Origin of the sequence: Pigmentiphaga litoralis (genome assembly GCF_013408655.1) — a bacterium.
Taxonomy (GTDB): domain Bacteria; phylum Pseudomonadota; class Gammaproteobacteria; order Burkholderiales; family Burkholderiaceae_B; genus Pigmentiphaga; species Pigmentiphaga litoralis_A.
This window is the reverse complement of record NZ_JACCBP010000001.1, coordinates 206,639-219,727: the sequence shown is the minus strand read 5'-3', so window position 1 is coordinate 219,727 and position 13,089 is coordinate 206,639. Positions and strand designations below refer to the sequence as shown.

13 protein-coding genes are annotated in these 13,089 nt (G+C 65.5%); all 13 read right to left on the bottom strand.

Features of this window, described 5'->3' with window-relative positions; translation table 11 throughout:
- Positions 1-147 precede the first annotated feature (147 nt).
- Entirely contained in the window at positions 148-1,314 is a 1,167-nt protein-coding gene (gene nagZ / locus HD883_RS00955) for a beta-N-acetylhexosaminidase (RefSeq protein ID WP_179588261.1), read from the bottom strand.
- A gap of 123 nt (positions 1,315-1,437) precedes the next feature.
- A complete protein-coding gene (acpS, locus tag HD883_RS00950) occupies positions 1,438-1,950 on the bottom strand; it encodes a holo-ACP synthase (protein ID WP_179588262.1) in 513 nt (170 codons plus the stop codon).
- Positions 1,951-2,075: 125 nt separating this feature from the next.
- Complete coding sequence (locus tag HD883_RS00945) at positions 2,076-2,834, bottom strand: pyridoxine 5'-phosphate synthase (protein ID WP_179588263.1); 759 nt, start codon at positions 2,832-2,834, stop codon at positions 2,076-2,078.
- A 46-nt stretch (positions 2,835-2,880) separates the two neighbouring features.
- Positions 2,881-3,735: a DNA repair protein RecO gene (gene recO / locus HD883_RS00940; RefSeq protein ID WP_179588264.1), complete on the bottom strand. Its 855-nt coding sequence runs from the start codon at positions 3,733-3,735 to the stop codon at positions 2,881-2,883.
- Positions 3,728-4,627, bottom strand: a complete 900-nt coding sequence (gene era / locus HD883_RS00935) for a GTPase Era (RefSeq protein WP_179588265.1) — start codon at positions 4,625-4,627, stop codon at positions 3,728-3,730. The genes recO and era overlap by 8 nt, the downstream gene beginning before the upstream one ends.
- Positions 4,628-4,629: 2 nt before the next feature.
- Complete coding sequence (rnc, locus tag HD883_RS00930) at positions 4,630-5,598, bottom strand: ribonuclease III (protein WP_179588266.1); 969 nt, start codon at positions 5,596-5,598, stop codon at positions 4,630-4,632.
- Positions 5,599-5,656: 58 nt separating this feature from the next.
- Positions 5,657-6,559: a signal peptidase I gene (lepB, locus tag HD883_RS00925; protein ID WP_179588267.1), complete on the bottom strand. Its 903-nt coding sequence runs from the start codon at positions 6,557-6,559 to the stop codon at positions 5,657-5,659.
- A gap of 58 nt (positions 6,560-6,617) precedes the next feature.
- Complete coding sequence (gene lepA / locus HD883_RS00920; protein WP_179588268.1) at positions 6,618-8,411, bottom strand: translation elongation factor 4; 1,794 nt, start codon at positions 8,409-8,411, stop codon at positions 6,618-6,620.
- A gap of 173 nt (positions 8,412-8,584) precedes the next feature.
- Complete coding sequence (locus HD883_RS00915; RefSeq protein WP_179588269.1) at positions 8,585-10,102, bottom strand: DegQ family serine endoprotease; 1,518 nt, start codon at positions 10,100-10,102, stop codon at positions 8,585-8,587.
- Between the two features lie 70 nt (positions 10,103-10,172).
- Positions 10,173-11,156: a MucB/RseB C-terminal domain-containing protein gene (locus HD883_RS00910; RefSeq protein ID WP_179588270.1), complete on the bottom strand. Its 984-nt coding sequence runs from the start codon at positions 11,154-11,156 to the stop codon at positions 10,173-10,175.
- 62 nt (positions 11,157-11,218) lie between these two features.
- A complete protein-coding gene (locus HD883_RS00905; RefSeq protein ID WP_257021942.1) occupies positions 11,219-11,824 on the bottom strand; it encodes a sigma-E factor negative regulatory protein in 606 nt (201 codons plus the stop codon).
- A 147-nt stretch (positions 11,825-11,971) separates the two neighbouring features.
- Positions 11,972-12,571: an RNA polymerase sigma factor RpoE gene (gene rpoE / locus HD883_RS00900; RefSeq protein ID WP_179588272.1), complete on the bottom strand. Its 600-nt coding sequence runs from the start codon at positions 12,569-12,571 to the stop codon at positions 11,972-11,974.
- Entirely contained in the window at positions 12,568-13,089 is a 522-nt protein-coding gene (locus HD883_RS00895; RefSeq protein ID WP_179588273.1) for a hypothetical protein, read from the bottom strand. The genes rpoE and HD883_RS00895 overlap by 4 nt, the downstream gene beginning before the upstream one ends.

The following is a 13,089-nucleotide window of genomic DNA, read 5'->3' as shown; positions in this document are numbered from 1 at the left end:
GGGGCAGCGATGAAGTCGGGTCCGGCTCGGTACCGGCGCCGGGAGGAAGTTTGCTCCGGCTCATGGACGGGTCTCGGGTTGCGCGAATAAAGGAAAGCGCCGCCGTGCCGTGACGTCAAAAAAGCGTTCGACGCCGATCGAGGCGAATCAGGCTGGATTGTACCGAGGCAAGGCCAGGATACGGTCGCGCGCCCGGGTATAGACCGAATCGGTTACCAACCCATCCCAGTCCGGGGCGTCAAAGCGGGGCATCAGGCGCGCCACCCGGGCCGCGGACCCGGCGGTGCTTGACCCGGCGGTGCTTGACTCGTCACTGCTTGACTCGGCCGTGCTTGACCCGACACTGCTTGACCCGCCACTGCCTGCCCCTGCAGTGCTCGGCCCGGCTTCCAGCCGCGCCAGCAGGTCGTCCGCCATGTCCGGCCGGTTGCACACCAGCACCATGTCGCACCCTGCCCCCAGGGCCGCCGTGGCGCGCCCCAGAATGTCCCCCGCCACCGTGGCGCCTTCCATGGTCAGGTCGTCTGAAAACACCACGCCCTGATAGCCCAGCCGGCCGCGCAGCATGTCCTGCACCCACACCCGCGAAAACCCCGCCGGGTGCGCGTCCACCTTCGGATAGATCACATGCGCCGGCATGACTGCCTGCAGCACGCTGTCGCCCAGCCACGCGTACGGCATGGCATCTTCGCCGAGCACCTCGTCCAGGCTGCGGTCATCCACCGGAATGTCGATGTGCGAATCCGCCTGCACGAAGCCATGCCCTGGAAAATGCTTGCCGCAGTTGCTCATGCCCCGCAGCGCCAGCCCTTGCACCAGGGCGCGCGCCAGCATCGTCACGGCCTTGGGATCGCGATGGAAGGACCGGTCGCGGATCACGCGGCTGTCGCCATAGTCCAGATCCAGCACCGGGGTGAAGCTCAGGTCCACACCCGACGCGCGCAGCTCGGCGGCCAGCACCACGCCCACGTCGGTGGCCAGACGCATGGCCTCCATCGGGTCTGTGTCCCACGCTACACCCAAGGTGCGCATGGCCGGCAAGTGCGTGAATCCATCGGTGCGAAACCGCTGCACCCGCCCGCCCTCGTGGTCCACAGCGATCATCAGCGGTCCGTTGCGGGCCGCATGGATGCTGGCTGTCAGCGCACACAGCTGCGCACGGCTTTCAAAGTTGCGGGCAAACAGGATCACGCCGCCGACGAGCGGATGCTGCAGGCGAGCAACCTCGGCGGGCGTCAATTCGAAACCGGCTACGTCGACGATGACCGGGCCGGGGGGCAGCGCGGCGCGCTCAGGAAGGGAAGACACGCTCATGGGATCACAAGGAAATCAGTTGAAAATAAAGGGAGCACGCGGCGGCGGTGCACCTGCGGCACGACCCGGCAATCACAGCGCAGTGAGGGGCCTTACCGCGCGAAGCCACGATCAAGCGGGCTGTCACAGCGACCGAGGGATGCCAGCGCTCGCCGCATTGCTGCCTGCGTTGCTGGCCGGCTCGGCCGGCAACATCTCAACCACGACGTACGCCGCCGCCATGTCCGATTCGTCGGTGATCGACACATGCGCCGCCCCGAAGCGCGCGTCATACCAGCTGCGCAGGGGCTCGGCCAGCACGACCATCGGCTTGCCGCTGGGGGCATTCAGCGTCTGCATGCGGGTCCACACCATGGGCATGCGCATGCCCAGGCCGATCGCCTTGGAGAAGGCTTCCTTGGCGGCAAAGCGTGTGGCAAGGAATCGGATGCCGCGCTGGGGATCGCGCGCGCGGCGGGCGGCGAACTTGGCCAGTTCCTGTGGCCCGAGGATCTTGCTGGCGAAACGATCGCCCCGGCGCGCCAGGGCGCGTTCGATCCGGTCGATGCGCAGCAGGTCGATGCCGACACCGGCAATGGCCGCCGGCCGCGCCTGGGGCGGTCCGTCGTTCCGCGCGCTGCCTTTGCTAGCCGACATGCTGGAAGACGTCCCGCCCGCCGCACTGGCTGCAGCGAGGCTTGCCGTGCCATCCGCCACGCCGACCGAAGTGCCGCTCGCAGGACCACGCACGTTGCCGTCCGTCCCCTCGCCCATGGCTTTGCTCAATGCGCCGGCCGCAGCAGCACGCCGCGCTGCGCATGCTGGCGCGCCGTCACCATCAGCGCCTTCATGTCACGCACGGCAGCGGTCCAGCCGCTGAACACTGCCTGGGCCACGATGGCGTGGCCGATATTCAGTTCGGCGATGCCATCCAGCTCGGCCACGGCCTGCACGTTTTCATAGTGCAGCCCGTGCCCGGCATTGACGCGCAGGCCGTGCCGCACGCCCGCCGCGATGCCCTCGCGGATACGCGCCAGCTCCAGCGCCGCGCCCGTGCCTTCCTGCTCGGCATAGGCGCCGGTATGCAATTCAATGACGGTGGCGCCCGCGCGCTGCGACGCTTCGATCTGCGCCGCATCGGGATCGATGAACAGCGACACACGGATGCCTGCGTCTTGCAACTGGGCAACGGCTGCCCGCACGGTGTCGAAGTGGCCCAGCACATCCAGCCCGCCTTCGGTCGTCAGTTCCTGGCGCTTTTCGGGCACCAGGCAGACGTCATGCGGCTTCACCCGGCAGGCGATCGCCAGCATTTCCGGCGTGATCGCGCATTCCAGGTTCATGCGGGTGCGCAGCTGGCCACGGATTGCGTCCACGTCGGCGTCCTGGATGTGGCGCCGGTCTTCCCGCAGGTGCAGGGTGATCAGGTCGGCGCCCGCATCTTCGGCCATCAGCGCGGCGCGCACCGGGTCGGGATAGGAGACGTGGCGCTGCTGGCGCAGCGTCGCAACGTGGTCGATGTTCACACCCAGATCTATCATGTCTATCACTGCTCTGTGGTCTATCCGGCGCGTCGGTCCGAACGCGTCAGGGAAGGTAATCCTGCAAATCGCGCAGCACCTGCCGTGTGGTCAGGGGGCGGCCGCTCATATGATAGTCGAGCCGTTCCCGCAGCAGGCGGCGCAGCTCGGGTTCCACCAGTGCATCATCGAAGCGGTGCTCGGTCAACGCCTGTAACACCCGGCCACTGACCGCCATGGCGGACCGCGACGCCCAGTTGTCCTCCATGGCGTCATCGATGCGCGATGGCCCCGCTTCCAGCGGCAGGCGGTACTGCTGGTCCGGATCGATGGCCTCGCCCGCATCGGTCATGGACGGATCGAAGGCATAGCCAATCTCGCGCAGCAGGATCCATTCGAACTCGCGCAGTCCGGCCGACAGCCGAGGCTGCTCGGCCAACCGTGAAATCGCATCCACATAGGCGTCGTACAAGGCTTCGTGGGGATCGTCGCGCGTCAGCAGTCGCAGCAGCAGTTCGTTCAGGTACCAGGCCGACATGGCGGACGAGCCCTGCAAGCGCAGCGGCGCGCCCGACCATTCGGCGCGGATCAGCGTCTTGATGTCGCCCGCCCCGCTCCACGACAGATTGAGCCGCTGGAATGACACCAGCACCGACCGCAGGGCCGAATGCGGCCGTTTGGCGCCCTTGGCCACCAGGGCCACGCGCCCGTGGGACCGCGTGAAGACGTCCAGGATCAGCGACGTTTCACGGTAAGGGTAGCTATGGAGCAGGAAGGCAGGCCGGTCTTCGACCCGGTTGGTCACGCGCGGCGCGCGCCGGGCCGTCTTTTTGGGCGAGCCAACGGCATCGGCGCCGTCGGCCGGCGCCAGGCCTACCGGAGAGGCGTCGAACGGAACCGAAAAGATCGGCTCATCATTCATAACCCAGATCGCGCAACTGGCTTTCGCGGTCCGCCCATCCCTTTCTGACCTTGATGTAGATCTCGAGGTGGACCGACGAGTCGATCAGCTTGGCAATGTCCTGCCGCGCTTCGGTGGCGATCCGCTTGATGCGGTCGCCATTGGTGCCCAGCAGGATGGGCTTGTGGCTGTCGCGTTCCACGATCACGCACGCGGCGATGCGGGTCAGCTTGGGCGTTTCTTCCCACTGCTCGATCACCACGGTGGACCCATACGGCAGTTCGTCGCCCACCAGGCGGAAGATCTTTTCGCGGATCAGCTCGCCGGCAATGAAACGCACCGGGCGGTCGGTCAGGGTGTCGGCCTCGAACATGGGTTCGTTTTCGGGCAGGCCGGCGGCAATCTCGTTCAGCAGGTCGTCCAGCTGGCGCGACTTGGCGGCGCTGACTGGCACGACCGCATCGTACGCGTGCTTGGCCATGACCTTGCTCACGAACGGGTACATCGCTTCCCGATCCTTGAGCAGGTCGGTCTTGTTGACGGCCAGCACCGTGCGCGCCTGCGACTTCATCAGGGGCAGCAGGTTGGCATCGCCATCCGACCACTTGCCCGCTTCGATCACATGCACCACCACGTCCACGTCGGACAGGGTCTGCGTGACGACGCGGTTCATCATCTTGTTCATGGTGCCGCCATGGCGCGTCTGGAAGCCCGGCGTGTCGACGAAGACGAACTGGTCATGCTCCCGGGTCAGGACGCCGTGAATGCGGTGCCGCGTGGTTTGCGCCTTGCGCGACACGATGCTGACCTTGGCGCCGATCAGCGCATTCAGCAACGTGGACTTGCCCACGTTGGGCCGCCCGACGATAGCCACGAAACCACAACGGAAGGCGGGGGAGGATTCTTCGGACATGCTCATTTCTTGGTCAGCGTAAGGGAGGCCTGGCGGTCATCGGCCGGGCGGTCGTCGGAAGGCGCGGGCGCGGTGGTGCGCGCATCGGCAGGCGAGTCGGCAGGTGCATCGGCAGGTGCATCGGCAGGCGTATCGGCGTGTGCATCAGCATGCGCGTCGGCCGCCAGGGCCAGCTGCGGCGACGGCGCATCGGCCGCCGAAGCACCGGGCATGTCGTCGGACGCGGCCTGGGCCACGGCCACCGGCAGCGACAATTGCGCCGTCTTGCGGGCGCGCGGCGTGCGTTTGGCGGGCGCCGGGGCGGCCGTCAGGGCCACTTCCAGCGCCTGCTTGGCAGCCGATTGCTCGGCCGCGCGCCGGCTGCCGCCAATGCCGACCACCTGCACGTCCAGCTTCGGAATCGCACATTCGACTTCAAATTCCTGGCTGTGCGCCGCGCCGTGCGTGGCCACCACCGTGTACACCGGCAAGGCGATCTTGCGGCCCTGCAGGTATTCCTGCAGCAGCGTCTTGGCGTCCTTCCCCAGGGTTTTCGGGTCGACCGTTTCCAGCACCGGCTTGTACAGCTTGGCAATCGCCTTGCTGGCCACGTCAAAGCCCGCGTCCATGTAGATGGCGCCAAAAATGGCTTCCAGCGTGTCGGCCAGGATGGACGGACGGCGGAACCCGCCGCTCTTCAGCTCCCCTTCCCCCAGACGCAGGAAACGGGACAATTCCAGGCGCTGGGCGATGTCGGCCAGCGAGGCCTGCTTGACAAGATTGGCCCGCAGCCGCGACAGGTCGCCCTCGTCGATGCGGCTGAAACGGTCGTACAGCAAGGAAGCGATCGCGCAGTTCAGCACGCTGTCGCCCAGGAATTCCAGCCGTTCGTTATGTTTGCTGCTGTGGCTGCGGTGCGTCAAAGCCTGCTCAAGCAGGCTTTTGTTCCTGAAGCTGTAGTCGATACATTTTTCGAGCGTACTCAAGCTCATTCATGGGCCTTAGCGCCCGCCGCCGGCACGGAACCGGCGGGGGTGGTGATGAAAGAGATCAATGGAAGCGGCCTATCCGTTTGAGGTCGCCGAAGTTCATCCAGACGAAGAATGCCTTGCCGACAATGTTGGCTTCGGGCACGAAACCCCAGTAGCGGCTGTCGGCACTGTTGTCCCGATTATCGCCCATCATGAAGTAACTGCCCGCCGGCACCTTGCAGCGTACCCCTTCCCGCGAGTAGGTGCACTGGTCCTTGTTCGGGAAGCTGGGGAACGGTTCGATCTCGGCCGGGCGGCGTTCTTCGATCAGGATTTCGTGCGGCACGCCGCCCAGAGTCTCGCCGAACAGGCCCGCGTAGGACACGCGATCCGGGTCGAAATACTCGCCCTTGGACACGGTCGGGACCACCTGGCCGTTGATCGTCAGCCGCTTGTTCAGGTAGGCGACCTCGTCACCCGGCACGCCCACGACGCGCTTGATGTAGTCGACCTGGGGATCGGCCGGGTAGCGAAACACCATCACGTCGCCGCGCTTGGGGTCCGACACGGGAATGATCTTCTTGTCGATGATGGGCAGGCGGATGCCGTACGAAAACTTGTTCACCAGGATCAGGTCGCCGATCTGCAGGGTCGGCATCATGGAACCCGACGGAATGCGGAAGGGTTCGACCACGAAGGACCGCAGCGCGAACACGAACAGGATGACCGGAAAGAAGCTGACCGAATATTCGACCCACCACGGCATCTTGGCCGCGCGGTCCACGGCTTCCTGGCGGCGGCGCGCCGCTTCGGCCTGGCCGCTGGACGCGCGGATGGCATCGCCCTGCTGGCGGTCGAAATCGGCGGCAGCCGCGTTCATGCGGGCCTGGCGGGCGGGCCGCAAGGACCAGCGGTCCAGCGACCAGACGATGCCGGTCACGATCAACAGCACGAACAGGATCAACGCGAAGTTCAGGCTCATGCCGCCGCTCCGGCGGTGCGGGAAACACCGATCACGCCACTAAGGATCACGCCACGCATCATTTGTCCTCGACCTGCAGAATGGCCAGGAAGGCTTCCTGGGGAATCTCGACGCTGCCGACCTGCTTCATGCGCTTCTTGCCGGCCTTCTGTTTCTCGAGCAGCTTCTTCTTGCGCGAAATGTCGCCGCCGTAGCACTTGGCCAGCACGTTCTTGCGCAGCGCCTTGACGTTTTCGCGTGCGATCACCTCGGCGCCGATCGCGGCCTGGATCGCCACGTCGTACATCTGGCGCGGGATCAGTTCGCGCATGCGCGCCGTGACGTCGCGGCCGCGGTAGCGGGCGTTGGCCCGGTGCACGATCAAAGACAAGGCATCGACCCGGTCGCCGTTGATCAACAGGTCCACCCGCACCACGTCGGCGCTGCGGTATTCCTTGAACTCGTAGTCCATGGACGCATACCCGCGCGACACGGACTTGAGCTTGTCAAAGAAGTCCAGCACGATTTCGGCCAGCGGGATTTCATACGTCAGGTGCACCTGGCGGCCGTGGTAGGCCATGTTCAGCTGCGTGCCGCGCTTGGCGGTACACAGCGTCATGACGGGGCCCACGTATTCCTGCGGCATGAACAGAACGACCGTCACGATAGGCTCGCGAATGTCGTCCAGCTTGCCGACCTCGGGCATCTTGGACGGGCTGTCCACCATCACGACGGTGCCGTCGCGCTGCACGACTTCGTACACCACCGACGGCGCGGTGGTGATCAGGTCCATATTGAATTCACGTTCCAGGCGTTCCTGCACGATTTCCATGTGCAAGAGGCCCAGGAAGCCGCAGCGAAAGCCAAAGCCCAGCGCCTGCGACACTTCCGGTTCGTACATCAGCGCCGCGTCGTTCAGCTTGAGTTTTTCGAGCGAATCGCGCAGCTGGTCATATTCGCTGGATTCGACCGGGTACAGGCCGGCGAACACCTGCGGTTTGACTTCCTTGAAGCCCGGCAGCATCTCGTCGGCCGGCTTGGCCGCGTGCGTGACGGTGTCGCCCACCTTGGCGTTCTTCAATTCCTTGATGCCGGCGATGATGAAGCCCACTTCCCCCGCCGACAGCTGCTGGCGCGGCTGCGACTTGGGGGTGAACACGCCCAGGTGCTCGCTCAGGTGCGTGGCGCCCGATGCCATCAGCAGGATCTTTTCCTTGGGCTTGAGCACGCCGTTGATCACGCGCACCAGCATCACGACGCCAACGTAGTTGTCGAACCACGAATCGACAATCAGCGCCTGCAGCTTGGCATCGGGGTCGCCCTTGGGCGCCGGGATGCGTTCGATGACGGCTTCCAGAATGTCATCGATGCCCATGCCGGTCTTGGCGCTGGCGGGAATCGCGTTTTCGGCGTTGATGCCGATGACTTCTTCGATCTCGCGCTTGGCGCCTTCGGGATCGGCCTGCGGCAGGTCCATCTTGTTCAGGACCGGCACCACTTCAACGCCCAGTTCGATGGCGGTGTAGCAGTTGGCCACGGTCTGCGCTTCGACGCCCTGCGAGGCGTCAACCACCAGCAGCGCGCCTTCGCACGCCGATAGCGAGCGGCTGACTTCGTACGAAAAGTCGACGTGCCCCGGGGTGTCGATCAGGTTCAGGTTATAGACCTTGCCGTCGCGCGCCTTGTAGCTGAGCGACGCGGTCTGCGCCTTGATCGTGATGCCCCGCTCGCGCTCGATATCCATCGAATCGAGCACCTGGGCTTCCATCTCGCGGTCGGACAATCCGCCACAACGCTGGATCAGGCGGTCGGCGAGCGTCGACTTGCCATGGTCAATGTGGGCGATGATGGAGAAATTGCGAATGTGCTGCATGCGATCCGTTATGAATGAGGTAGCGGGCGGCGAAAAAAGGGGGCGCTACGCGCCCCGCCTGCGTGGTGTCGACCGGAAAGCCGGTGGACACCCGCCAATTTCCTGCCGCGACACGGCATTTTAGCCTTGCGCGGCGATGTGTGCCGGTTTTGCCGGCAGCAGGCGCCCTGGCCCTAGCGCGCCGGGCGCAGCGGCACCCATTGCGTCAGCTCGTCGCGGCGCACCAGCACGCCGTGCACCTTGCCCTTTTCGAGCTTGGCGACGATGCCGTTGAACTGCGACACGCCCGTGATTTCCGTATTGTCGAGCGCCAGCAGTATATCGCCTGCCTTGATCCCGGCACGGGCAGCCGCGCCGTCCACCGCGTCAACCTGCACGCCGCCGCGGATCCGCAGTTCCTTCTTGCGGGCGGCCGGCACTTCTGACACCACCACGCCCAGGGCGTTGGTCTTCTGCGCCGGAGCCGGTTCCTTCTCTTCGCCACGCCCTGCGGCCGACGCGGTCTTGTCTTCCAGTTCCGCCACCGTGATGGTCAGGTCCTTGGTCGCGCCACGGCGCCACACCTGGATCGTGGCCTTCGAGCCGGGCTTGGTTTCGCCAACGGCACGCGGCAGGTCGGAAGACCGGTCGATCGTCTTGTTGTTGAACTTGAGCACGACGTCGCCCGGCTCGATCCCGGCCTTTTCGGCGGGGCTGCCCGGCTCGACCATGCCAACCGATGCGCCGGCAGTGCGGCCCAGGCCGATCGCGTCGGCGACTTCCTTGGTGACTTCGCTGATCTGCACGCCGATACGGCCCCGCGTGACGCGGCCCGTGGTGCGCAGCTGTTCGACCACACGCATGGCGTCGTCGATCGGGATCGACAGCGAAATGCCCATGAAGCCGCCGCTACGCGAAATGATCTGCGAGTTGATGCCGACCACTTCACCGCGCATGTTCAGCAGCGGACCGCCCGAGTTGCCGGGGTTGACGGCCACGTCGGTCTGGATGAACGGCAGGTAATCGCCGGTATCGCGGCCCTTGGCGCTGACGATGCCCGCGGTCACGGTCGAATCCAGACCGAACGGCGAACCGATCGCCACGACCCACTCGCCCTTGCGCAGCACGCTGGGGTCACCGATCTTGAGCGGCGTCAGGCCGGTGGCGTCGATCTTGATCAGCGCCACGTCGGTGCGTTCGTCGGACCCGATCACCTTGGCCTTGAATTCGCGGCGGTCGGTCAGGGTGACGTAGATGTCGTCGGCGTCTTTCACCACATGGTGATTGGTCAGTGCGTAGCCGTCCGCCGAGATGAAGAACCCCGAGCCCACGCCACGCGGGACTTCCTGGCCTTCACCACTGTCCGGAACCTGGCCGCGCGGCGTGCGCGGGGCTTGCCCGCCGCCACCACCACCGCCACCGCCCGGCGGGTTGAAGTCCGGGCCGAAGAACCAGCGGAAGAGTTCATACGGGTCTTGCCCGCCCGGCGCGCCGGGGACGCCGGACGGACCGCGCGCCACGGCTTTCGACGTCGTGCGGATGTTGACGACCGCGGGGTCGGCCCGGTCCACCAGATCGGTAAAGTCGGGCAACCCGCGCGCCTGCGCGTGCACCGTGGGAGCCACGCCGACGAACAGGGTCAATGACGTTACGACGGCCAACAATGCCTTGCGCATATCGAGACGCGCCATCGGCAAGGACAACTCGAGCATGAAACACTCCGGCGAAGAAGAGAAAGCGGATACGGGTCAGCTGGACGGCAGGCGCACTGCGCCCGCCGGTTCAGGGACGACGCGAGACAGGGTGATAGTCGACGGACGCGGCAACGCGCTGAATGGTTCCCAGCGGAGCTTCGCCGAGCACCGTGATCCAGTAATCACCCAGCCTGCGGCCCACCACGTGAATGGCGCCGCGGGAACTCGACCCGACCTGTTGGGGATGTGCGTTGCTGAAGGGCTCGATGAAGATGGAAATGGCGGCGAGCCCGTCGGACAGCATGATCTGCTTGACGTTCTGCTTGCCGCCCATCGAGCGCTGCAACTGCGTGACAGTATGGAAGCCCGCGGTTTCGGCCACCGACCAGCCATTGGCGGCCAGATCGGTCGGCGTCAGTTGCGCGCGGATGACTTTCCAGTCCTTGGTGGACCACTTGGGCTTGAGCTGGGCGGCATCCACGTCGGACCCCACCTGCAGCGTCATGAACGCCACCTGCTCGACCACACCGGCTTCGCTCGACAGCGTCTGCGCACGAAGCAGCAGGCCGGAGCTGGTGTCCGCACAGAGGCGGTAGCCGTAGCGGTCGTTATCCTTGGGCTGGACGTTGATGACCTGACAGTCCCGGTCGGCAACGCGTTCGGACTGGGGGTCCACCGTGACGTTGTAGTTGGCGGCCAGTTGATCGGCCTTGCCCAGCATCAGCCCGGGAAACCGGTCGCGCGTGGTGCGCTTTTCGACAAGGATCGCCTTCTTGGCCGGTATCAGGCACTGGATATCGTCGTTTTCGCGCAGGAATTCGAGCGGCTGCCCATCGAGAATCTCGAGGCGCTCATGCTCGCCCTTGCTGTCGGCGATATGCGTGACGCGCGACGATTGCATCGACGCGCCCTGCTGATAGGTGAAGACACCTGTGTAATTCAGCTGCTGCGCCGAATTCTGGATACGTTGGAGCAACGAGACGTTGGCCGCCGCGGCGGTATCGCCCTGCCCCTGCCCTGCGATCCCCTGTGCGTGGACCGCTACCGCCAGCACGCAGGTCAGCACCGCCACGAGGGGGCGTGCCGACTGCAACACCGGCTGAACCCTGCCGATCCGGCTCGCCGCACTCGATATCAACGCTGTCCTGCCTCGGTGTCGTAAGAGGTCGTCGAAACTTCCCGGATGGCGCTTTTGCCAGAGACCTGACGGTGTGCGTCAAGGTAGTCGGCCAGCGACAGGTCCGCCCCGGTGGATCCGTCCATGGGCACGATCCCGCCGTTCTGCGGCGCTGCGGGCGCCACTGGCGACGACACCTGCGACACCATGCCCTGACCGGGAATGAACGACGATGCGGTGAATTCGGCAGTGCCCGGCGCGGTCGGCTGCGAGCCGAAGTAAGGCTGCGCCATCCACGTCACGGACGCCACGGCGGCAGCCGCCGCCAGGCCAGGCAGGCCGTAACGCGTCATGAAACGGCGCTGCGGCGCGCGGCGCGGCGCGGCAATGATCGGGGCTTCCTCTTCGAGCGCGTCAAGGAAACGGGCATGGAAACCGGCGGACACGGGCTGCGCCAGATCAGGCGTGCGCAGCACGTCGCCGATCAGGTGGTAGGCGTCCCAGCGGGCCAGGCCGTCGGCGGTCGACAACGAGGCCGGGAGGCTGTCGTCATCGAGTTCGGCTTCGGCGTCGATGTACGCGGACAACCATTCGGCCGACGACAGGGGATCTGACGAAGACAAATACGGCGCTGCCGTTGCGCCTTCAGCGTGAGTCGGACGTTGTTCCCGACGCGGTGTTACCTGCATTTGTTTACCCTCCGCCACCGGCGCCAACCGATGTGCTTGTTGCCAGTAGTGCTTGCCTGCACCCTCGTGACGTCAGCCGGCCTACCACCGCTTGTCGTCCTTGGTGCCCAATAATGGCCTGAGCCGCGTCGCTATCGCTTCGCGCGCCCGGAAGATCCGGGACCGCACGGTGCCAATGGGGCAGCCCATCGACTGAGCGATATCTTCATAGCTCATGCCTTCGATTTCACGCAGGACGATCGCGGTTCTCAGTTCCTCGGGCAAAGCCTCGATGGCAGAGTTGACGGTTTCCGCGATTTCCCGCGAGGCCATCATCGATTCCGGCGTGTTGATATCACTTAGGTTGTCGGTTTCGTCGAAAGTTTCACCGTCTTCGTTTTCATATTCAGATGGCGAGCTTGGACGACGCCCTGACGCCACGAGATGGTTCTTCGCGGTGTTGATGGCGATCCGGTACAACCAGGTGTAGAACGCGCTTTCACCGCGAAATTGCGGCAGTGCGCGGTAGGCCTTGATGAATGCTTCCTGGGCCACGTCTTCGACTTCGCCCGGGTCCCGGACGAATCGCGACAGCAGGCGCAGGATCTTGCGCTGATACTTCAGCATCAGCAGTTCGAACGCTTTTTTGTCCCCGCGCTGGACGCGGGCGACCAGTTCGGCGTCGATTTCGCGTTCCGTCATGACGTTCCCAGCAGGCGGGGGTCGGCGGCGGATGCAGGCACGACGAGGCCATCGGGGCGCTGCGCCAGCCAGCCCGCGGCGATGCGCAAGCGGCGCCAGACGGGGGCGGAGACGCTGTCGGACCAGATGGCCAGGCGAATCGGGCCGTGCCGCGCGTCGCCGGCTAGCGACATCCAGCCAAACGGCGAGACGGAAATGGAATGGGGGGTAAAACGGAACCAGCCGCGGGCTGACTGAAGATGCCAGTGGCCTCCGGCGTCGATGGCCAGGGCGGTGTAAGCGACCGGCACCGGGCGGGACGGCCGGCTGGCCGCCACCAGACCGGCGGCAGCCATGGCCAGGGCCAGGGCCCACGCGGTGGCCTGGCCGGCGCCGATGGCGATCACCACCCAATACAGGCTGATCGCCACCGCGGCCGACGCCGCCACCGTGGCGAGCCGGACCGACGTCTCTGCACGCAGAGACGGTACTAACGACGTATGAACCTGCAAGCCGGCAAACGCCGCGGAATCGTTCAA

Coding starts and splice junctions, on each gene's coding strand:
- lepA (WP_179588268.1), bottom strand. CDS start 8,411: ATGCAGCACATTCGCAATTTCTCCATCATCGCCCACATTGACCATGGC.
- era (WP_179588265.1), bottom strand. CDS start 4,627: ATGTCCGAAGAATCCTCCCCCGCCTTCCGTTGTGGTTTCGTGGCTATC.
- HD883_RS00915 (WP_179588269.1), bottom strand. CDS start 10,102: ATGCTCGAGTTGTCCTTGCCGATGGCGCGTCTCGATATGCGCAAGGCA.
- rpoE (WP_179588272.1), bottom strand. CDS start 12,571: ATGACGGAACGCGAAATCGACGCCGAACTGGTCGCCCGCGTCCAGCGC.
- rnc (WP_179588266.1), bottom strand. CDS start 5,598: ATGAGCTTGAGTACGCTCGAAAAATGTATCGACTACAGCTTCAGGAAC.
- recO (WP_179588264.1), bottom strand. CDS start 3,735: ATGAATGATGAGCCGATCTTTTCGGTTCCGTTCGACGCCTCTCCGGTA.
- acpS (WP_179588262.1), bottom strand. CDS start 1,950: ATGTCGGCTAGCAAAGGCAGCGCGCGGAACGACGGACCGCCCCAGGCG.
- lepB (WP_179588267.1), bottom strand. CDS start 6,559: ATGAGCCTGAACTTCGCGTTGATCCTGTTCGTGCTGTTGATCGTGACC.
- HD883_RS00945 (WP_179588263.1), bottom strand. CDS start 2,834: ATGATAGATCTGGGTGTGAACATCGACCACGTTGCGACGCTGCGCCAG.
- nagZ (WP_179588261.1), bottom strand. CDS start 1,314: ATGAGCGTGTCTTCCCTTCCTGAGCGCGCCGCGCTGCCCCCCGGCCCG.